This window comes from Xanthomonas sp. LMC-A-07, assembly GCF_030208825.1.
Taxonomy (GTDB): domain Bacteria; phylum Pseudomonadota; class Gammaproteobacteria; order Xanthomonadales; family Xanthomonadaceae; genus Xanthomonas; species Xanthomonas campestris.
In genome coordinates, this window is sequence record NZ_JARVTF010000016.1 from 14,977 (window position 1) to 35,279 (window position 20,303).

Consider the following 20,303-nt stretch of genomic DNA (forward strand, 5'->3'; position numbering starts at 1 on the left):
CACCCTCGCCTGTCGACCGAAGGAGATTCACCATGCACTTCCCGTTCCCGTTACTGCTGACCGCCACCATGGCGGTTGCCACCATGAGTGTTGCCCACGGCGCCGCCCCCACTGCCGGGTTGCCGGCCGATGCTGCGCGCAATGTCGTGCTGGTGCATGGCGCCTTCGCCGACGGTTCCGGCTGGCGAAACGTCTACGACCGCCTGGTCAAGCGCGGCTACCACGTCACCATCGTGCAAAATCCACTCACCTCGCTTGCCGACGACGTCGCCGCCACCCGTCGCGCACTCGATCAGCAGGACGGGCCGACGGTGTTGGTCGGGCATTCCTGGGGCGGCACGGTGATCAGCGAGGCCGGCGTACACGACAAGGTGGTCGGCCTGGTCTATGTTTCTGCGCTCGCGCCCGGTGCCGGCGAGACCACCGCGCAGCTGTACGAGGGTTTCGCTCCCACGCCTGAGTTCGTTATCGACACTCGCCCCGACGGCTTCGGCTTCGTGCGTCAGGCTAACTTCAAGGCCGGCTTCGCCAACGATGTCGGCGGTGCCGATGCGGCATTCATGGCTGCCTCCCAGGTGCCGATCAAGATGTCCGCATTCGGCGAACGCCTGCAACACGCAGCCTGGACGACCAAGCCGAGCTGGGCCGTGATCGCCACCGAAGACAAGGCCTTCGATCAGGCCATGCTGTTGCACATGGCCAAGCGTATCGGCGCGGACATCACCACGGTGCCGGGAAGCCACGCGCTGTTCATCACGCAGTCCCAGACCGTGTCCGACGTGATCGACCGCGCTGCGCGCAGTGCAGCCTCGAAGATGAAATCCAAGTCAACAGCGAAGGCGAAAGCAGGCTGAGGATGCGGCTCGGCGTTCGGCGCCGTCGCCGCGGTGGCGGCGACGGCGAGCAACTGCCTGAAGCGAACCCAGCAGCAAGGGCAAGTCGCGGACCAGCGATGCGTGCTCGGCCTGGTGAAGAGAGACAAGCGCGACGTTGTTCTCTGCATGGGCCCGGCGCCTCATGACAAGATGCGAAACTTTCGTGCCGACCGTTTGGATCATTGCGGCCATGGCACGTGTGGCGTCGCGAAGAGATCGCCTCCTCCGCCTAGCATCATTCAGGAAGATGCCGTCTATGCGACGGCATTGTGTTGTAAGCCGAGCATGGATGCGGTGGCCCTCCCCCCGGTCGAATCGGTCATCCCACGCAGTCGACAGTTGGGGGACGTCCGACACCGATGCCATACCCGGATCCATATTCGATGATCAAGCTTCATTCCAGTGTGACTCCCACGCCCGACGAGCGCGCGCCGCGTCCTGGCCGGGCAGCAAAAGTACTTGTGGTGGACGACGATCACGCCATGGCGCAGGTCGTCGTGGGCCATATCCGCTCGCATGGCATGGAAGCGTTTATTGCCACCAACAGCAGCGAACTCGCCGAGTCCCTGCGGCGCCGCGAGCCAGACATCCTGCTGCTGGACCTGATGCTCAAGCATGAGGACGGTCTGGACCTGCTGCGCGCATTGCGCAAAGAGTCCGACATCCCGGTGATCATCATGACCGGCCATCGCCGCGACGAGATCGATCGTGTGGTCGGGCTCGAATTGGGCGCCGACGACTATCTACCAAAGCCTTTCGGGTTGCATGAATTGACCGCCCGGATACGCGCCGTCCTGCGCCGCCATACCGCCTCCAAGGTGGCCGCTGCGCGTGGGGCCGGCGAAGGCTGTGTCCGCTTTAACGAGTGGGAGTTCAACCTGCAGGCACGCACGGTCGAACGCTCCGGCACGCCGGCCGTGCCTCTGACAAAAGGCGAATATGCGTTGCTGCGGGCATTCGTGGAGGCACCCGGGCGGCCCTTGAGCAGAGATCATCTGATGCGTGCGACGCGCCTGCACGAGGATGTGTTCGATCGCAGTATCGATGTGCAGATCCTGCGCCTGCGTCGCAAGCTCGAACAGGACCCCAGCGATCCGAAGCTGATCGTGACCCAGCGCGGCGCCGGTTACATCTTTACCCCGTCCGTGGACCATGCATCATGATTCAGCTGCGGGGTCTTGATGGCCTGCGGCGTCGCCGCGAGCGGGTCTCACCTGCGCGCTTGACGAAGATCGCCTTTGCCATGGTCGTGTTGCTGGCGACCCCCTTCAGCTGTATTTCCAGCCTCAGTGCGCCCCTGGCAGTGCACGGTAGCGAGCCGATCAGCGCCATCCAGCCGCCATCAGGCCTGGATGCAAGCAGGGTCGCGCTGGGGGCGCGACTGTTCGACGATCGCCGCCTGTCGGGCGACAACCGCGTTGCCTGCACCTCGTGCCATGGCATGGCCAGCAATGGTGCGGCCGCCGATGCAATGACCTGGCTACCGGGACGCGCGCCTGCGGCCTTCAATACGCCAACCGTGTTCAACGCAGCGGCCAATTTTCGCCTGGGTTGGCGGGGAAATATCCGTAGCCTCGAAGCGCAAACCGCATCCCTGCTCGAAAGCCAAAGTGTCATGCAGGCCGACATCGCCACCGTCGTGGAGCGTCTGCGGCAAGACCCTGTCACCAACCAAGGCTTTCGCGAGGCGTACGGCAGGCCGCCTGATCGCGCTGCCCTGCTTGATGCGATCGCCAGCTTCGAGCGTTCGCTGGTCACACCCGGCAGTCGCTTCGATCTGTGGTTGCAAGGCAAAGGCAGTGCGCTGACGGCGCAGGAATTGCGTGGCTATCGCACCTTCAAGGCAATCGGCTGCATTTCCTGCCATCAGGGCGTCAATGTGGGCGGAAATCTATTTCAACGCAGCGGCATCTTTTCCCCTGCTGCGCGGCATGGCACACCCACCTTGCGCGTGCCGAGTCTGCGCAATGTCGCCACCACTGCGCCGTACTTCCACGACGGTAGTGCGGCCACCCTGCCCCAGGCGATCAAGGCCATGGGCAGGGCGCAATTAGGGGTGACGCTGAGCCCGGCAGACACACAGGATATCGGCGCATTTCTGCACACGCTCACCGGTCGCTACCAGGGCCGACCGGTGAAGGCACCTGCTCCGTGAGGCTGGCGGCATTGCTCAGCATCGCCCCGCTGGGCGGGCTGATCTTTTTCAGCCTGTTCATGGGCTCGCTCGATCGCGACACGCATCGCTACGGCCGCGCGCTCGATGCGCTGGACGCGTTGGAGCTGGCCGACACCAACGTCGACAACGATGTGCTGAAGGCGCGGATCGGCCTGCTGCGAAACTACGACTCGCTGGTCAGCGGAGACGCGCGCGCCCGCGCGACGCTGCAGCAATTGCAGCAGCTAGGCAGCGGCGATCAGCCGTTAGCCCAGGCCATCGTGGCGCTACAAACCGATTACATGGCCAAATCGGTAGAGCTGGAGGTGTTCAAATCGCAGAACTCACTGCTCTCCAACTCCCTGGCATATTTCTGGAGCACGAGCAGCGCCCAGATTCTGCAGGACCGCGATGCGGCCGCCGCACGTGCTGCCAGCGTGTTGGCAAGCGCGGTCTATCGGCTGAGCCTGGATACCACAGGAGATGCGATCGCGCAGGCACGCCGGCAACTGGACGCTGCGTCGCGGCGCAATGCGAACGCAGCGCTGCTTCCGCATGGCCGGATGCTGCTGCAGCTCTTGCCCGAGACAGATGCAACGATCGAGCGCATGCGTCCGATCGCTTCGCTGCCATCGTACGTGCACGCAAAACAGTATCTGCAAGCGCAACACACCGCCATGCAAGCAACCGCGCGTCAAGTGCGCATGTTGTTGCTGGCACTGGCCATCGTCATGCTGGTGGCGTTGCTCCACCTTGGGGTGTTGCTGCGGCGGCGTGTGCGAGCGCAACGGCGACGCGCGGAGCTCGACCGCCTGATGGTTTCGATTTCCCGGCGTCTGGTCGCCAGCGATGGCCGCCGCCTGGATATGGGCATCGAAACCGGTCTGGCGCGGCTTTCAACATGGATGCAATTGCCAGGCGTCAGGCTCAGTGTGGTGCCCGCAGACGGCAGCGTGCGGATCTGGCCTTGCCCGGACGACGACGTCTTCCGGAGCGCGGCGATTCGCTTCGCGTTGGCCCAGCCTGGTACCGCCAGCGATGTAGTCGTGGAAAATGCCGACGGCACCGTGACCACGGTGGACGATAGCGCCTGCGCGCGCGTGGGCAACGTGCAGTGGCTGTCCCTGCGGCAACGTGCGGAGGGCGGGTCGGTTGCGCTGCTGTGTTTCCGCCTGCCCAACACGCCGCGCCGTCGACAGCGACGTCTCAACAGGCTCGCCGCGCATCTGCCGCAGCTGCATATCGTGCTCGATACGCTGTTCGATGCACTCGAGCGGCGCCGTCTGGAAGGCGAAGCGCAAGCGCTGGAGCAACGCCTGGAGCTGGCCCGGCGGATGGAGACCATCGGCGCAATGGCCAGCGGCATCTCGCACAACTTCAACAACATCGTCGGTGCGATCCGCGGCAACGCGGAGATGGCACTGGCCAAGCTGGACGCGCAGTCGCCAGCATCGGAGCATCTGCGCGAGATCAGTCACACCACCGCCCATGCGTACGAGCTCATCGAATCCATTCTCAGTTTTGGCCGCGTGCAGAACTACAACGTGCAGCCGGTTGAACTGAACGCCTTGTTGCAGGGAGCGGTCTCGTTGCTATCGGTCTCGTTGCCGTCGACAGTAGCGATCGACGTGCAACAGGACCACGAGCCGCTGCATGCGTTGGGCAATCCAGCGCAGCTGCAGCAGGTGATCTTGAATCTGGCCAATAACGCCGCGCAGGCCATGGACATGCGCGGGACGGTCACGATCCAGCTGTCTGCCGCCAAGGCAACAGCGGCCGATGGCACGCCCCGCCGCATCGCGCGGCTGCGTGTCGGCGACCACGGCATCGGCATTCCCTCCGATCAGCTGGATCGCATCTTCGATCTGTTCTTCACCACCCGCAATGGCGGCACCGGACTTGGATTGGCAACGGTCCGCAAGATCATCGACAACCACCACGGGCGGATCGAGCTCGAGAGCACGCTGGGCGTCGGCACCATCTTCGTGGTTGAGATGCCGCTGTGTGCGAGCAGCGATCTCGTGCCGCAGGGCACGGCCCTGCCGGCGATGCAACCGCGCCATGCAAGCTGGTTGCTGTTGTGCGACGATGCAGCCGACCTCGATCGTCTGGAGGAAATGCTGGCCGCACTGGGGCACGAACCGGTCGGCCTGCTGGACATGCATGCTGCCGTCGCAACCGCGGCTGCCGATCCGCTGCGGTTCGATGGACTGCTGGTCAAGCGCGACCGGACCGGCGATGCGGAACTGGCCATCGGCGCGCTGCACGCCGCTGCGCCGAGCCTGCCAGTGATCCTTGCCACGCGTGCCGCCAGCCTGTCTGCGCGCCAGGGATTGAGCGACGCCATCGCCGAGATTATCGCGCCTCCGTTCGATCTGGCAGCGCTCGCCATCGCACTGCAGCGTGCACTCGTGCACGCAACCACTCCTGCAACTGCAACGCTGGATGAAGACCTCGCCGTTAGATGACAAATGAAACACAACCGGCGCAGATCGACACCGGAACGTAGCGCCGGCTGCCTAGCGTAGCCGATGCCCAGGCGCAGTAGCCCGCCTGCATTCCACTACGAGCGATGCACGACATGAATATCCGACCAAGCGACTTGCCTCTTCTGGTGTCCCTCGATGCACTGCTCGAGCTGAAGAACGTCACCCATGCGGCGCAGCGATTGCACATGAGCCAGCCGGCGCTGTCCTCGCAACTTGCACGACTCCGCGTGCTGTTCAAGGATCCCTTGTTGATGCCATCGGACACTGGCCGCGGCATGGTGGCCACGCCGCGTGCGGATCAACTTGCTTCGCCGCTACGCGAAGCGATCGGCAAATTAAGCCTGCTCGGCAAGGACAGCGCGTTCGATCCGGCGCATTCCTCGGCGAACTTCCGCATCGCCGGCACCGCCGATGCGATCAGCACGCTAGGCGCGGGTCTGGCGGGTCTGATCCAGGCCAACGGCAACCCCAAGGTCCGCCTGGAATTTGTGCAGGTGAGCGCGGACGCGATGCTGGACGCCTTCGAAAGTGGCGACGTCGATCTGCTGATCGACCATGCGCAGGCCGTTCCCGGCGCACTACGATTGCGCCGCCTGCGCGACGAACGCTACGTGTTGGTACAGCGTCGCGGCCATCCGCGTGGGACCGCACCGCTGAGCGTGGAAAGCTACAGTCGCCTGGCGCACGTGCAGGTGGCGCACGCACAGGCGTGCAATGCCGCCATCGACGCGCAACTCCGGCATCTGGGCCAGACACGGCAGATCGCGGTGACCGTCGCGCAGTGCGCGACGGCACGCGACATCGTGCTGGGCACCGACATGGTTGCCACGGTGCCGACCACCCTGGCAGCAGAAAGCGGGCATGCACCCTTGGATTGTTTCGAACTGCCCTTCCCGCTGCCGGACATGGCGCTGGCCATGGCCTGGCATCGGCGCAGCGATGGCCATGGTGCGCATCGGTGGTTGCGCGAGCGCGTGCTCGAACTGGTGGCTGCACAGACACAGGCGACACCGACCGCGTGCGGACACGCGATTGCGCGTGTCGGCCTTGTGCTGTCGGCCTCGTGAGCCGCGCCATGCAGACCGGGATCGAACAGCTGTTGCAGCCAATCGACGACCAGGCGCCGTCCGGCCCGAACCTGGAATACACGCCGGAGTTCCAGGCCCTTGAAGAGCTCGCCCGCCCGCGCAAGGAACGCGCGTTGGGCGCCGGCATCCTGGTGCCCGAGGCACCCGAATGGCGCCAGGTTGCGGAAAGTGCCGAGCAATTATTGCTGCGCTCCAAGGACCTGCGGCTGGGCGTCCTGCTCAGCAGTGCGCGCCTGCATCAGGACGGCCTGGTGGGCTGGGCCGATGGTGTCGGCCTGCTCCGGCAGCTGCTGGAGCGATTCTGGGACGACATCCATCCACGCCTGGAGACCGACGAAGACAACGACCCCACCGAACGCATCAACGCCATCGCCGCGCTGGGCGAAGGCGAGCAGACGCTTGTGCAGTTGCGCACTGTGCGCCTGTTCAAGGGCATGCACCCGGGGCACTTCTCGCTGCGCGAGCTGCGCATTTCGCAAGGCACGCTCAAGCGCGGTGTGGACGAGGTTGCCGACACACCGGAGCCGGCCGCCATCGATGCCTGCCTGCGCGACTGCCCGCTGGACGCGTTGCTCGGCGTGGATGCCGCGCTGGACTCTGCGCAGACCGACATCGGCGCAATCGCCCACGTGTTCGCCGAACGCACTCCAGGGTACGGCCCGGAGCTTGCGCCGCTGATACACGACCTGAGCGAGTTGCGTGCATTCCTGCGGCCTTACGTTGCCGAGCGTACGGGCGCGCTGCCGTCCGACCAAGCCGATGCAGCAACGAACGCGGACAGCGACCGTGCCAGTGCGTCTGCGCCGCGGGCGCATGCGTTGGAACATCCGGACGATGTTCGGCGCATGCTCGATCAGCTCTGCGAGTACTACGCACGGCGCGAGCCCTCCAGCCCGATACCGTTGTTGCTGCGGCGGGCGCAGCGGTTGGTCGGCCTGGATTTTGCTGCGCTGATGCGCGATCTGGCGCCCAGGGGCATCGACGAACTCCAGGTGGTGTCGGGCCAGGATCACGCCGACTAGCTCCACGGGCCGGTCTGCGCGGCCGGCATCACCCGGCGGACATGGTCTGCCAGGACAGCCAGGCCGCGCCGACCAACATGGCCGCGGCCCATAAGCCCAACGCCCACGAGCGCAATGCGGCATGCCGGTCCCGGTGCGGCTGACGATCGCGTCGCACCGTCACGATGGGCACCGGCAACGTGCTCGGCGTTGCAACGCGTTGCCGCCGCGTGGTTGGCGCACCGGTCGCGCGCGCGATCAACTGCAGCAAGTGCAGCCGTCGCCTGCGATATTCGGCAGGATCCAGGCGTCGCGCGGCGTGTGCCGCATTCAAATCCTGCAGGACCAGATTGGCCCAGGTTTCCCAGTTGCTCACTGCACTTCCCTCACCAGCCGTGCGCCGATCCCGCGTGACGCCGCATCGCTTGCGCTTACCGCGCCTGCCGACGTACAGGCACCGGCACTGCGCGCACCACCGCGTACCGCCACTCTGTGCCCGTCCTGCACCCATTCGGCAACACCGCCAACCATCTCGAGCAACCCCCAACTGTTGGAGACCGTCGCGCTGCAACTGTCCTGCCCGGCGCGGGCCGCACGTAGCCACTCGGTATCGCGCGGCAATCGGTAGGTCTGTCCGCTGACGCTGCTCAACCAGGCCGCGTAATCGCCGATCAGCGCCAAGCGCACGTCGTCGACGGCGGCCGACCTGCGTGTCCAGCGCGACACGCTGCAACGCCGGGTGTCGGCGCAGAACAGCGCAAAGTCCGCCACGCTGATCTCCCGCCGCATCATCGCCAGTGCACGTCCAGGTTTTGGCAGCACGACCAGCTCCGGGCCACGGCCATGCTTGCCCAGGACGTCGCTGCAGGTCGCCGCGCCGCCAGACGGAGCAACGGCGCGGCACGGGTCCTGCGGGGCCGTTGCAGGTGGCGGTGCAGCTACTGTCGGTTCCAGCTTCGGCAACATTGCCGCGGCGGGTGACGGGCGTTGCCGCCCGGCCTTGGCGACATCGCTCTGGAATGCCCGGAAGCCTTCGGCGTCCTGCGCCTGCAACGCCGCCTTGCGCTCGCGCAGGCGCTGCAACGCGGGCGGCGTAGGCGGCGTGGTTCCGAGCTGTTCCAGCTCCATCGCCAGCTGGTATCGGTCCAAGGCGTGCCGGAGGCGTGGTGCGTCCTGCTCGCCCAGCCCGCGCCCGACGAGCACGCTGGCGTCCTTCCAGCGACCTTCCCGGCAGAGCGCGCGCGCAAGCCCCAGGTAGGCGTCGGTCAGCCGCTCTGCGCCTTCGTTGCGCAGGAAGGGATGCGCGGGGTTGGCTTCGGCGATTCGGGCAAGCTGCTGCTTCACCTTGTCCACGTCGTTGGCCGCGGCCGCCGCGCGGACCGACTCGATCCGCGCGGCGATCTGTGCGGCGCGTTGTGCCTGCGCATCGTCCACCGCCGACGGCGGCGGAGTCGACGGCACAGCAGAGGCCGTGATGCTGTCGGCATCGATCGCACGCGCGCACTCCTGCAGCACGGTGGAGTGCGGGAAAACGCGGCGCCCGGTGGCAAGCCAGCGACGTGCTTCATCGATGCCGCCGGCGCTGAGCGCATCGGCGCATCCGTGCCGGTAGCGCAGCTCCAGTTCGGCATGACGCAGCAGGCCGCTGTCCGGCGCCAGGCGACGCACGCGTTCGAGCAAGGCCACTACGTTGCCCGGCTGATCCTCGAACAGGGCCCCGGCGGCGATTGCGCCGGTCAATGCGGTATCCAGGCCATTGAGCAGCCGATCGCGCTCCTGCTCCATGGCGCTGCGACGCGCATCCAGGCGTGGCGAGAACAGCTTCCACTGATCACGCAAGAGCAGGATGCGCTGTGCGCCCACGTAGTCTTCCCGGCCGCGTGCGGGCTGCCAGTAGTGCTCCATGCGCGCCAGCAGAAATGTCTCGATCGTGCTGCTACGGTCGAGGATCAACCGACGGCGATCATCTTCGCCAAGCGCCCACAACGCGGCCCGTGCGTGGGCCTCGTGCACGAACCGGTTAGGTGCCTGCGGCAAGAAACGCTCAAGCACCCCGGCCACCTTTTGCTGCTGCGCATGCACGTGCATCCATGCCGCCATGCCGGCAGCGCCGGCGAGCAACAGGCCGCCGGCCAGTAGGTACGGCAACAAGCGCTCGCCACGACTGCGCGGCCGCAGTTGCTCCAACAAGCTGACCATCGCCGGGCGTGCGCCGGCCTCGAACGCCAGGCTGCTGCGCAAGCCGCGGTTCTGCCGGCGGCTCAGCGTCGGCAGCGGCGCCACACGAAGCTGCTGCGCCTGCGCCTGCGTTGCCGACTGCTTTGCAAAAGGATGGCGCCCCGACAGCAGCTCGTAGACCACGCAGCCGAAGGCGTACACGTCGTCGGCAAACGCAGGCTCCCCGCCGCGCAGCATCTCCAGGCTGGCGTAGGCCGGGGTCAGTGCGCCCAGCGTCGCCGCATCGAACACCGTGTGGTCTTCGCCTGCCTCGGCGCCCGCCAGTTTCGCGGCGCGTGCGATGCCGAAGTCGAATACCTTGGCGACGTGCCCTGCCCCGACCATGACGTTGCCCGGCTTGAAGTCCGAATGCACGATGCCGGCCGCGTGCGCACGTTGCAGTGCGCGCCCCATGCCATCGATCAGCGGCCAGGCTTCGACCAACGGCGTGCCTTCGCCCAAGCGGCTGCGGATCAGCCCGCGCAGGTCGTCGCCCTCGATGTACTCCATCGTCATGAACACGATGGCGCCGTCTTTGTCGAAGTCGTACACCCGCACGATATGGTCGTGCGCCAGGCTCTGCGCGCGGCGCGATTCGCGCTGCAATGCGATCAGCGAATCCGGGTGGCGGCGAAAGTCGTCGTTGAGCACTTTCACTGCGATGTAGGGATTGCGGTCGCGCGCCTCCACCTTGCGCTCGTCGCGCGCCAGGTACACCACGCCCATGCCGCCACGGCCAATTTCGCGTACCAGCAAGAAGCGCGCCTTGAGCAGCATGCCCACGCGCACCTGGGCATCACCCTGTAATTGCGCCACGCGCCGCCAGCTTGACGCGCCGGCGCTGTCGTCGGCGTGCGGGGGCAGGTTGACCCGGGTCGCAGCGTCGTCGGACGCATGCGCGGCGCGCTGCCGGATGAGCGGCGCGAGCCGGGTGGCGTCATCGTCGCTGGCAGCAGGCCGTGGCGGCGTCTCGGTCGGGTTGCGGGCGGGCTGCACGCGGGTATGGTCGTCGTCCGGCGGCGCGCGGCCGGCAGTGTCGTCGTCGCGGGTGTTCATGGCAGTGTGTTCCGTGGGGCCAGGCGCAAGGCCACGGCCGAAATGTTGTCGCGCCCGGCACGGTCAAGCGCCGTGTCGAACAGGCGTGCCAGCAGCGCGGACGGCTGGCGCTCGCGCCGGCAGTGCACGGCGATCTCCTCGTCGCTGAGTTCCTTGTTGATCCCGTCCGAACACAGCAGATAGTGCTGGCCGGGCCGACGCGCGCAGACCATCCAGTCCACATACAGCGCATCGTCGGCGCCGATCGCGCGGGTGAGCGCACCGCCGGCCGGCTGCGATCCGCCGACCCGCGTTGATTCGTCCTTGTCGCCGGCGACGTGGTCGCGGGTGAGCAGCTGCAACCTGCCTTGTTCGAACGCATAGGCGCGGCTGTCGCCCACCCAGCCGCACATCAGCATCTCCTTGTCGTGCACCAGCACCACCACGGTGCTTGCGATCACGTCCACGCGCCGTGCGCGCGCCAGCGCACGCAGGTGCTGGTTGACCTGGCTCAACTGGGCATCGATGGCATCGACGAAGCTGGCCAGGTCGCCGTCGCGCCGCAGCGTTCCCAATGCCTCCACGACCAGACGGCTGGCGACATCGCCTGCGCTGTGGCCACCCAATCCGTCGGCCACTGCCCACAGGCCAAGATCGTCGCGCACCAGGATCGCGTCTTCGTTCTGGCGCCTGACGTTGCCTTGTTCAGTACGACCAGCGGAGACGTAACCCTGGCTCATTGCAATTCCTCTACAACGCATCCATCCGACACGCGCGCGTGACCCAGCAGCGCTGGCGCGTGGCAGCCCTCGGGCCAGCCGGCGAGACGCATCCAGGCGCCTGGCAACGCGCCGGCCATGCCCGTCCACCACAGGCTGCTGCCGGCGATGCCCGCGCCTGCAAACGGCAACGCAGCGCGCTCATGCCCGTGCGGTGCAAACGCCGCGCAGGCACGATCCAGCCAGGCGCCATCCTGTTGCGGTGCTGCACCGATGGTGTGCAGCACCGTCTCGGCAGCGCCCATCCAGTCGGGTAGATGCACGCAAGCTGGCAGTGCGGCAGTAACGGTCGTGCCAGCGGCAGCGCCTGGGGGCAGCGGTGCGGCGATGACCAACGGAAAGCCACGGCCGACGCGATCGACGCTGGCCCGCATCACCCCGGCCCATGCGGTCGTGCCCGCGAGGCCGGGCATCAGCACGAAGCGCCACACCGGTGCCTGGCGCGCACGCGTTGCAGTCCCTGCCCCGGTTGCGTGCAGCAAGCCCTGCATCGCCGCGTGCCAAGGGTCGACAAAGGTCTCCGGCAAGCGTCGATGTACGAAATCGCCGACAGCAGGCAGCTTGCCGTAGAAGCCCGGCCGGGGTGACATGGCGCTCATAGGCAGCTGAACCGCTGCACGGCCGACGCCGCGAAGGGATGCCGCAGACTGGCCGGCTGCACGTCGACCTGTAACGCGGCATTCCCCAGCGCGAGGTTGGCGGTGTAGTCCAGATCGCCGCTGCGGCGCAGGCGCCCGGCCTGCAGCGCCCGGAACCAGGCCCAGGCACCGCGGTATTCGATCACCGGCAGTGCTTGGCCGCTGGCATCCCAGGCCGCAATCCGCACCAGGCCCGGACGCGCGCCGGGCCAGGTCATCGACTGCGTGGCGCGTGCGCCGTCGCGCATCTCCAAGGTTTGCCCATCTACGTCCAATTGCAGCCTGCTGATCGCCGCTTGCGGCGGGATGGAGACAGTGAACGCGACCTGCGGCTGCGCGCCGCCGCCAGCGAAGAACGCTTGCTTGATCTCGTCGGCCAATTGCGCGCGGGTCAGCACGTCGTCGGCGCCAACCGCCGCCATGCCAGCATTCCATTGCCAGCGACTCCCGCTGCTATCGATCTTGCCGAGCAAGGCCTGCTGCGCAAACCGATCCATGCGCCCCCCCGGCCCGAACAGCTCGGCGAAATCCCGCAACGGGATCTCGTTGTTGCTGCCCGGCACGAACGGAAAGCGCCCGCTCACCAGCAGCGCGCACTCGCGTCCGGCTGCTTGCCGTTGCGCGTTGCGCAATGCCTCGCCGACACTGCTGGCGGTCAATTCCCGGCCACGTCCGGACAAGGCTGCCATCCAGTTCCCCAGCGGCGGCGGCAGCTGTTCGGCCTGTTGCGCGGCGATCAGCAGTGCCGGGTCGTTCTGATCGGCGGCAACGCCAGCCGCGGCGCCCAGCAGCGTGCGGCTCATCTGCGTCAGCGCGCTCAGCGTCTCATCCAGCGCGCTGGCGCCCGGGCCGCCATCGAGCAGGCGATTGAGCGGTTCGAAATGGCGTTCGATCGGCTCGGCCGCCGCGTCGGGTTCGGCAACGACGGAACTTTCTGCGGCAGCATTGGTGCCAGGCGCCGGCTTGGCAGGCGGTGTGCGCCCCAATGCATGGGTGTGCTCGCGTACCAGCACCAGCAGCGCCTTCAGCGGCGATGCGGGCCCGCCCAGTTTGGCCGCCACCGCACTCGCCTGCCCGGTCTGCGTCACCGGCCGCAGCACGAGATCGGCCAGCAAACCGTCCCAGGCGGCGATGTAATCGCGTTGGTACAAGGCCAGCACGTCGCGCACCAATCGCGAACGCGCCAGCGGGTCCAGCCGCGCCGTGCCCAGCACCCAATCGTCGGCAAGGAACTGCTCCACGCCCCGTGCGATGCCGCCGCCGGTCTGCGCCTGAAACGCCTGGCGGGTGAACAGCGCAGGCAACGGCGAGGACAACGGCAACCCGCTGCGTCGTTCGAAGACATCGCCGAGCAGACCCAGGCGGCGGTCCAGCCGCGGCGCTTGTGCCGGATCCACCCCAGGTTGCGTCAGCCTGAGGCCGCCGTAGACCAATGTCGGCAATTCGGCGGTGCGCAGGCTTGCCCGCGTCTGTTCGATCTGCTGCCGATCCAGAGGCAGTGCACGCGCACCGTCGAGCGGCCCCAGCAAGGCACGCAGATGCCGGTTCAAGCCGGCGCGCACCGATGCATCGTCGGGAAATATCTGGCGCCAGACCGTGCCTGCCAGCGTCGCGAGATGCATCGCATCGCGGCGCGCGGGTTCGCCCAGCATCAGGTAGCCCTTCAATAACGGATACAGGCGCTGCGGATCGTTGCTGGATTGCGCCAGTTTGCGTCGCAGCGACTGCGCCAATGCGGGCAGCAAGGCTCCGTTGAGGTCGCGTAGATAGGCTTCGTGCACGCCGCGCGCCAATGCCGTGCCCTGATGCAACCCGAAGCGCCGCGACCACGGGATCGACACGCCTGGCGGCAGTGCCACATCGCGCGCCTGCGCCAGTGCATCGAAGCGTTGCAACGCCTTGGCATAGAAGGCGGCCTCGCCGGCGTCGGCGGGCAATGGGCCAGTGGGATAGGCCTCCAGCGCATCGCGCACCTCGCCGATCAGGCGCACGTTATGGGTGTAGCTGCCGGCCATGCCGGACAGCACGCCCAGTGTGGTGGCGGTCAACGCGGCCCAGCAGGCGAGTTGCAGCAGCCGGCGGCGCTGCGCGCTGCCTGGCTGGCTGCTCGCCAGGCCAGCCTCGGCGAAGACCACCTCGTTGAGCAGGCGCGGCAGGAAATAGCTCCGCGGCGCACTGACGGCGGGGGGCAGCCCGGCAGCAGTGATGCCGAAATGGCGCGCCACTGCCGAGATGACGCGATCGACCGGGTGGCCCTGCTGAGTGCCCGAGCTCAGATACACACCGCGCAGCCACGGCTGGCCGGCATAGCCATGGCGACCGAACGCGGTCTGCACGAAGTCCATCAGTGCGGGATGCAGCAGGCGCAGCTGCTGCGGGAAGGACAGCACGGCCGCACGCTCGCGCGCATCGCGCGCCCGCTGCAGGCGCTCCAGCACGCGCCGATCGATCCGCTCCATCAAGCGTTCGAGTTCGCCGGGAAACAGCGTCAGCGGATCGGTTTCGCTGGCATCGTGCGCCTGCGGGAACGACATGCCCCACACCTGCGCGCGGCCGGCCGCATCCAGGTCGGCGAAGAACTCGGCAAACCCAGACACCAGATCGCATTTGGTCACCACCAGATACACCGGCACGCGCGCGCGCAGCTTGTCGACCAGTTCGTCCAGGCGATGCCGCACTGCACGTGCCTGCGGCGTACCGGCATGGCCGTCGTACTCCAACAGCTCGGCGACGCTCACGGTCACGATGACGCCGTTCAACGGCTGCCGGCGATGCCGACGCAGCAACTCCAGGAAGCCATGCCAGGCACCGGCATCGGCAACCGCGTCAGAACCCTGGGTGGTGTAGCGCCCGGCGCTATCGAGGAACACCGCCTGGTCGGCGAACCACCAGTCGCAATTGCGCGTGCCGCCGACGCCTTCCAGCGCGGCGTGGTTGCCATGTTCCTTGAGTGGGAACTCCAGGCCCGAGGACTGCAGCAAGGTGCTCTTGCCGGAACCGGGTGCGCCGATCAGCAAATACCAGGGCAGCACATGCAAGCCGGGACCGTTGCGGCGGCGGCGGCGGCGTAGCACCGCCATGGCCTCGGCGAAGCGCGCGCGCAGGCGCACCTGTTCTTGTGCGGCACGCGCGCGGCTATCGCTATCGCTGCCGTTGGCGTCATCGACGCTTGCGGCCTGCCCCACCAACTCGCCGGCCATGCGCTGCTGCTTGGCGCTGTCGCGACGCCAGCGCACGTAGCGCCATGCCGACCATGCGAGCAGCAAGATGGCAACAGCGAGCAGGCGCCCGGCCACGCTGTCCAGCGGCTGCCAGCGGCCGACGCTGAGGTAAGGCCCGCCGACCCAGACAAGCACGGCCAACAAACCAAGGACAGCAGCGTCGGCGGTGTATCGGGCGCGCAGGAGGTCAAGAACAAAGCGCATGGGTCAGGTCTCGGGAATCAACAGGATCTCGACGCGCCGATTGCGCGCACGGTTGCGGGGCAGCTGCGGCGGTAGCGCGATGGGTTGCGAATCGCCCGCACCACTGGTCTGGACGCGGCGCGGATCGCGCAGGCCTGCCGCCAGCACCGCGCCAACGCTTTCGGCGCGACGCGCGGACAACGCGAAGTTGTCCTTGAAGCGCAACGAGCGCACCGGCTGATCGTCGGTATGCCCGACCACCACCACCCGCCCCGGCACCTGCTCCAGTGCGGCAGCAACCCGTCCGAGCAGCCGGGTCTGGTCGACATCCAGGTCCGCACTTCCGCTGGGGAACATGGCTTCGCTGGCCACACGCACGGTGGTGCGGCCGTCGCCATCGGTGGCGACTGTCAGCAGCCCGGCGCGTTGGTCGGCCGCCAGCAGCGGCGCCAGCGCCGGCGCAGCTGTCTGTGCGGCGGCTGCCGGAACCGGTAACGCCACACGCTCGAGCCCCACGCGTGCCAGCTGCGCGCTGATCGGCGCGCTGAGCGCATTGAGCCGCGCGTGCAACCACACGAAGGCCAACAGCACGATGCACAGCGAGGCCAGTGCGGCAATCCAGAGCGGCATCGCTGCCGTGTTCTGCAATAGCGGCGCCTGCGCGCCCTGCCAATTCGGCGACAACGCGTCGGGCACCGGCAGACGCTGGCGTTGGATCAGTTGGAACAGCTCGGTCTGGCGATCGGCCAGGCGCGCGCGCCCGCCTTGCTCCACCCGATAACGGCCGCCAAAGCCAAGCGCCAGCGCCAGATACAGCAACTCCAGCAAGTCCAGATGCCGTGCGGGGTCGCGCGCCAACCGGTCCAGCACGTCGAAGACCTTGGCACCGCCATAGGTTTCGCCATGAAAGCTGACCAATAAGGTGCGTTGCGACCAGCCGCTGCCCTCGCCCCACGGCGAGGCCAGGACCGCTTCGTCCAGCAGCGTACACAGCACGTAGCGTGCGGCGATGCTTGCCTTCTCATCGGTGCCCTGTTGGCGCAACTCTTGCTGGAAGCGCTGCAAACGGGTGCTGCAGGTTTCGCGCAGAGTGGCGATCTCCGGCGCATGCGTGGAGTGCCGCAACTGCACCGCCAGCAACAGCAGCGGCGTGGCCGCGCGCACCACCGTGTTGCCCTGCATGGCGCCTGGTGCTGTGCGCATGGCGGCATCCAGGTCGGGCACTTGCGCTTTGCGCGGCGCCGCCGGACGTGGTGGTGGCGTGGCTACGGGGTGGCGCGGCGCAGGCGCTGCACTGCGCACCACGGTGGCATCGTCGTCATGGTGGCCGATCGTCTTGCTCATCTCAGTTCCTCACCGCCCAAAGTTCGAGTTCCAGGCCAGGAAAACCGCTGCCGAAATGCAAGGCCACGCCACCGGAGGTGCGCAGCGTCTTCCATAGCGACGACTGCCGATCGAGTTCGAAGTAGGCGCAGCCGGCGTGGTACGGCACCTGCCGCGGTGCCATCGCCAGCGCGGTCACTGGCACGCCGGGCAGTTGCAGGTTCACCAGGTCGCGGATCTTCTCCACCGGGCCGATCTTCGACTCGGTGGGCAGCCGCTTGCGCAGGTCCTCTGCACGCAGGTCAGCCTTGACCGCCAGCACGAAGGCAGCCGAGTCCAGCAGGCCCGGGTCGGGCACCATGCCCACCCACACGCCGTACTTGCGTTGTTGCAGCGGCACTGCAATGGCCGACTGTTCGAGCACCGCACTCAGGCTTTCGCGCAAAGACAGCACCACCGGTTCGAAGCTCGCCTGCAGTGCATCGTGTGCGTAAGGCGGAAATGGCCCGCTGCGTTTGCTGGCACGGGTGAAGGTGGCCAGCTCGCCGGCCATCGACAGCAACACGCAGTACAGCGCTTCGGGGTGCTCCAGCGGCGCACTGGCCCAGTGCGCCACCAACGGCTGGTAGCGGTTGATGACCTGAAGCATCAGCACGTCGGCGATTTCCGCCACGCCCCCGCGGTCGCTACCGGCAACGCGTTCGGCCAGCGCCTGGCCGCGCTGATGCAACAGCCCGAGCAACTCGGCCAATAGCGTGGACAGCCGCGCGGCACCTTCGATGCGACTCGCCGTCGGAATGAAGGCATCATCAAGCGTCACCCGTCGATCGGCGCGGCACTCGACGATGCGCGCCATCGGCACCTCCACAAGGCCCTCGCTCGGCTCAGACTGCAGACGTAGACGGCTGGCCAACACGCCCACTTCCAGCAGCACCGTGCCGGCGATGCTGCCGGAGGCATCACCAACCTCTGCTTCGCCCACCCGATAGCGGGCCAGCCGGCTGCCGTCGCCATCCGGCCACGCGCTGTCCGGCTGAGCGGTTGCGCGCAGCGGCAGCGCCAGGCTCACCACCTGGTCGCGGCAGGTACTTGGAACCTCCAGCGGCGGGGGTGCGGGATCGCGGTCGGGAATGGAAAACGGCGTGCCATCGGGAAAGCAGCCCTGTGCACGCCGGATGCCGAGCTTGCCGATGGACAGCAATTCCGGCTCCAGCTCCAGCAGGCTGAAGCCCCACGCATGCGGACGCCGCGCGTCGGCATGCAGTTGCAGGTAACGCTCGAAATAGCGCTCTTGTTGTTGCAGGTGCTGCGGACGCAGGAACAGGCCCTCGCTCCAGATCACCTTGTTGTAGGGAGTCATGTCCGATTGCCGTGTGGGGGATGGGCTTGCGTCTTGGTGCGCGCCATCTGTTGCTCGTAGGCGTGTGCGAACTCCTCGCCGAACAAGCGGCGGAAGCGCTCGTCCGGGTCGCTGAGCAGCCCGCTGTAGTAGTGCGCATAGCGTCGCCAGGGCCGATTGCCCCAGGCCGCCAGCATGGAATGACCGGCCGCATCCGCCTCGAAGCGCGCCGGGTCGAACTGGGCGAAGACGTGCTCGAACGCCGCGCGCATGCCGGCCAGCAAGGCCAGCTGATGCCGACCGATGTCTTCCATGGCGTCATCGATTGCGGCCGCGCCCGACAGGTAGCCCGCATCGGCTGGCGATAGCAGGCGTGTCACCGCCTCGTCCACGGTGGCGGCGAATTTGAGCGGGTTGTTCTCGGTGCGCTGGATCAGCGTCACCGGCAGGCGCAGGCTGTTTTTCAACTCCGCACGCGCGCGCAACACGTCCATCAAGCCGGCGGTCATCGCGGCGAACAGCGCAGGCAGTTCAGGCGTCCCTTGCGGCTGTGCGACTGCCGGCTGCGCAGTGGACGTGACCGCAACGGAGGCCGCCTCTGGGGTCGTGAGGGGGCTTAAGACCGGCGCGGGCGTCGCTGTTTGCGGTTGCGGTTGCGGAAGTTCGGCGATGCAGGCTGGCGCGGATAACGGCGCGGATGCTGCGGGCTGCATGGCCGCCTGCGTGTCTGGCGTTGCATCTGTAATCTGCGGCGGCACGAACTCGCTGCGTGTCAGGTCCCAGTGCTCGGGCAATACCACTGCCCGGTCGCCCGGCACTGCCTCCGGCGCGCGGTAGGCACCGGCGGTGGCTGGCGCATGCCCCAGCCCGAACCCTGCGGCATCGCCGTCGCTGCCGGCCAGGGTGAACGAGGTGGCGAACAACGCCAGTGGATCCATATCGGCGGCCGGCCTGTGCGACGCGCCAAGTTCGGCGAAGACATCGCGCTGCATGGGCGACTGCGTGGCGTGTGGCTGTGGTGGCGGTGCCGGCAGCGCCCACGGTTCCGCAGCATTCCAGGTCTGCGTGGCAGCCGGAACATCCGTGACACCAGTGTCGGACACTGCTACGTCGATTTCGAAGGCATCGATGCGCAGAACATCACCGGGATGCAGCGGCACCGGGAATCCGGCGCGTAACGGCACGCCGTTGTGCAGCACACCGTTGGTGCTGTGGTCTTCAATGAAGTACACGCCGTCGAGATGGCGCACGCTGGCATGCAGGCGCGAGACGCCATCGCCGTCGAGCACCCAATCGCACGAGGCATCTCGGCCGATGCGCCCACCGTCTGTTGCGAAACTCGCTTGCGGCAACGTACTGCCCGGCACCGCCTGCGCATCCCGCACCGTCAACATGAGCCGCGGCGAGGACGTGCTCATGGCGCACGCTCGCGCACACGCAGTCCGGACAACAGGCGCGCCGCATCTTCGCTCCAGTGCGCCAGCTGCGCATCGAAGGTTGCAGGCTCTCGTCCGGCCAGATGCAGCAATGCGGCGACTGCCGCCGCAGCGGTCAGGTGCTCAGCCACTGGCGGCCCCTGCTCGTCGCTCAAGCTGCCATCGCTCCAAGCCGCCGCCGCGGCCAGCCAGGCACCGACCGACTGGTAGTCGTCATCGGCAGCGAACGCACGCGCGCGTTCGCGCTGAGCCGCACCCGGCTGCTGCACCCACGCCTGTGCCAGCCGCAAACCTTCGCTGTCGTGCCCGCTGAGCGCTTGCGCGCGCATGCACTGGCATAACCACGCCACCGCATACGGCCTGGGCAACAAGCGCAAGGCGAGCGGCAACGCGTCCTGGGCGAGCCCGCGCGCCAGCAATTCGCGCACGGCGGTCTCCGGCGCCATGTCCGGTGCCAGCGCGGCATGTGCGGAGGGAGAGAGCCGCATCTGCCGCGCGGCGGGAAGAATCTGCAACATGGCGGA

Annotated in this window: 15 protein-coding genes; 6 read left to right on the forward strand and 9 right to left on the reverse strand. The window is 67.4% G+C overall.

Annotated elements, in window-relative coordinates; all coding sequences use genetic code 11:
• Positions 1-32 precede the first annotated feature (32 nt).
• The 6 genes from QRM89_RS16815 to tssA all read left to right on the forward strand — a co-directional run bounded on the left by QRM89_RS16815 (position 33) and on the right by tssA (position 7,629).
• Entirely contained in the window at positions 33-854 is an 822-nt protein-coding gene (locus tag QRM89_RS16815) for an alpha/beta hydrolase (RefSeq protein ID WP_103701116.1), read from the forward strand.
• 404 nt (positions 855-1,258) lie between these two features.
• A complete protein-coding gene (locus QRM89_RS16820; RefSeq protein WP_103701115.1) occupies positions 1,259-2,038 on the forward strand; it encodes a response regulator in 780 nt (259 codons plus the stop codon).
• 80 nt (positions 2,039-2,118) lie between these two features.
• Positions 2,119-3,030 (forward strand): cytochrome c peroxidase, encoded by a 912-nt coding sequence (locus QRM89_RS16825; protein WP_228419645.1) that lies wholly within the window; start codon positions 2,119-2,121, stop codon positions 3,028-3,030.
• Complete coding sequence (locus tag QRM89_RS16830) at positions 3,027-5,498, forward strand: two-component system VirA-like sensor kinase (protein WP_115004841.1); 2,472 nt, start codon at positions 3,027-3,029, stop codon at positions 5,496-5,498. The genes QRM89_RS16825 and QRM89_RS16830 overlap by 4 nt, the downstream gene beginning before the upstream one ends.
• A gap of 113 nt (positions 5,499-5,611) precedes the next feature.
• Positions 5,612-6,586, forward strand: coding sequence for a LysR family transcriptional regulator (locus QRM89_RS16835; RefSeq protein WP_114999182.1), 975 nt, complete (start codon positions 5,612-5,614; stop codon positions 6,584-6,586).
• Between the two features lie 8 nt (positions 6,587-6,594).
• Complete coding sequence (tssA, locus tag QRM89_RS16840; protein WP_103701139.1) at positions 6,595-7,629, forward strand: type VI secretion system protein TssA; 1,035 nt, start codon at positions 6,595-6,597, stop codon at positions 7,627-7,629.
• Between the two features lie 28 nt (positions 7,630-7,657).
• Here tssA and QRM89_RS16845 read toward each other — a convergent pair whose 3' ends face one another.
• Genes QRM89_RS16845 through QRM89_RS16885 form a run of 9 tightly spaced genes read right to left on the reverse strand, consistent with a single transcriptional unit; the run spans position 7,658 to position 20,297 of the window.
• Positions 7,658-7,984, reverse strand: a complete 327-nt coding sequence (locus QRM89_RS16845; RefSeq protein WP_103701111.1) for a hypothetical protein — start codon at positions 7,982-7,984, stop codon at positions 7,658-7,660.
• Positions 7,981-10,881: a bifunctional serine/threonine-protein kinase/formylglycine-generating enzyme family protein gene (locus QRM89_RS16850; protein ID WP_103701110.1), complete on the reverse strand. Its 2,901-nt coding sequence runs from the start codon at positions 10,879-10,881 to the stop codon at positions 7,981-7,983. Before QRM89_RS16850 ends, QRM89_RS16845 begins: the two co-directional genes overlap by 4 nt.
• Entirely contained in the window at positions 10,878-11,600 is a 723-nt protein-coding gene (locus QRM89_RS16855) for a PP2C family serine/threonine-protein phosphatase (protein ID WP_114998646.1), read from the reverse strand. The genes QRM89_RS16850 and QRM89_RS16855 overlap by 4 nt, the downstream gene beginning before the upstream one ends.
• Positions 11,597-12,238, reverse strand: coding sequence for a type VI secretion system-associated protein TagF (gene tagF / locus QRM89_RS16860; RefSeq protein WP_103701108.1), 642 nt, complete (start codon positions 12,236-12,238; stop codon positions 11,597-11,599). The genes QRM89_RS16855 and tagF overlap by 4 nt, the downstream gene beginning before the upstream one ends.
• Entirely contained in the window at positions 12,235-15,702 is a 3,468-nt protein-coding gene (gene tssM / locus QRM89_RS16865; protein WP_115004836.1) for a type VI secretion system membrane subunit TssM, read from the reverse strand. Before tssM ends, tagF begins: the two co-directional genes overlap by 4 nt.
• Positions 15,703-15,705: 3 nt before the next feature.
• A complete protein-coding gene (gene icmH, locus QRM89_RS16870) occupies positions 15,706-17,025 on the reverse strand; it encodes a type IVB secretion system protein IcmH/DotU (RefSeq protein WP_114998640.1) in 1,320 nt (439 codons plus the stop codon).
• Position 17,026: 1 nt separating this feature from the next.
• Entirely contained in the window at positions 17,027-18,364 is a 1,338-nt protein-coding gene (gene tssK / locus QRM89_RS16875) for a type VI secretion system baseplate subunit TssK (RefSeq protein ID WP_103701105.1), read from the reverse strand.
• Positions 18,361-19,761, reverse strand: a complete 1,401-nt coding sequence (tagH, locus tag QRM89_RS16880) for a type VI secretion system-associated FHA domain protein TagH (RefSeq protein WP_103701104.1) — start codon at positions 19,759-19,761, stop codon at positions 18,361-18,363. Before tagH ends, tssK begins: the two co-directional genes overlap by 4 nt.
• Entirely contained in the window at positions 19,758-20,297 is a 540-nt protein-coding gene (locus QRM89_RS16885) for a hypothetical protein (protein WP_103701103.1), read from the reverse strand. Before QRM89_RS16885 ends, tagH begins: the two co-directional genes overlap by 4 nt.
• Between the last annotated feature and the right edge of the window lie 6 nt (positions 20,298-20,303).

Coding starts and splice junctions, on each gene's coding strand:
- QRM89_RS16815 (WP_103701116.1), top strand. CDS start 33: ATGCACTTCCCGTTCCCGTTACTGCTGACCGCCACCATGGCGGTTGCC.
- QRM89_RS16820 (WP_103701115.1), top strand. CDS start 1,259: ATGATCAAGCTTCATTCCAGTGTGACTCCCACGCCCGACGAGCGCGCG.
- QRM89_RS16825 (WP_228419645.1), top strand. CDS start 2,119: ATGGTCGTGTTGCTGGCGACCCCCTTCAGCTGTATTTCCAGCCTCAGT.
- QRM89_RS16835 (WP_114999182.1), top strand. CDS start 5,612: ATGAATATCCGACCAAGCGACTTGCCTCTTCTGGTGTCCCTCGATGCA.
- tssA (WP_103701139.1), top strand. CDS start 6,595: ATGCAGACCGGGATCGAACAGCTGTTGCAGCCAATCGACGACCAGGCG.
- QRM89_RS16850 (WP_103701110.1), bottom strand. CDS start 10,881: ATGAACACCCGCGACGACGACACTGCCGGCCGCGCGCCGCCGGACGAC.
- QRM89_RS16855 (WP_114998646.1), bottom strand. CDS start 11,600: ATGAGCCAGGGTTACGTCTCCGCTGGTCGTACTGAACAAGGCAACGTC.
- tagF (WP_103701108.1), bottom strand. CDS start 12,238: ATGAGCGCCATGTCACCCCGGCCGGGCTTCTACGGCAAGCTGCCTGCT.
- tssM (WP_115004836.1), bottom strand. CDS start 15,702: ATGCGCTTTGTTCTTGACCTCCTGCGCGCCCGATACACCGCCGACGCT.
- icmH (WP_114998640.1), bottom strand. CDS start 17,025: ATGAGCAAGACGATCGGCCACCATGACGACGATGCCACCGTGGTGCGC.
- tssK (WP_103701105.1), bottom strand. CDS start 18,364: ATGACTCCCTACAACAAGGTGATCTGGAGCGAGGGCCTGTTCCTGCGT.
- tagH (WP_103701104.1), bottom strand. CDS start 19,761: ATGAGCACGTCCTCGCCGCGGCTCATGTTGACGGTGCGGGATGCGCAG.
- QRM89_RS16885 (WP_103701103.1), bottom strand. CDS start 20,297: ATGTTGCAGATTCTTCCCGCCGCGCGGCAGATGCGGCTCTCTCCCTCC.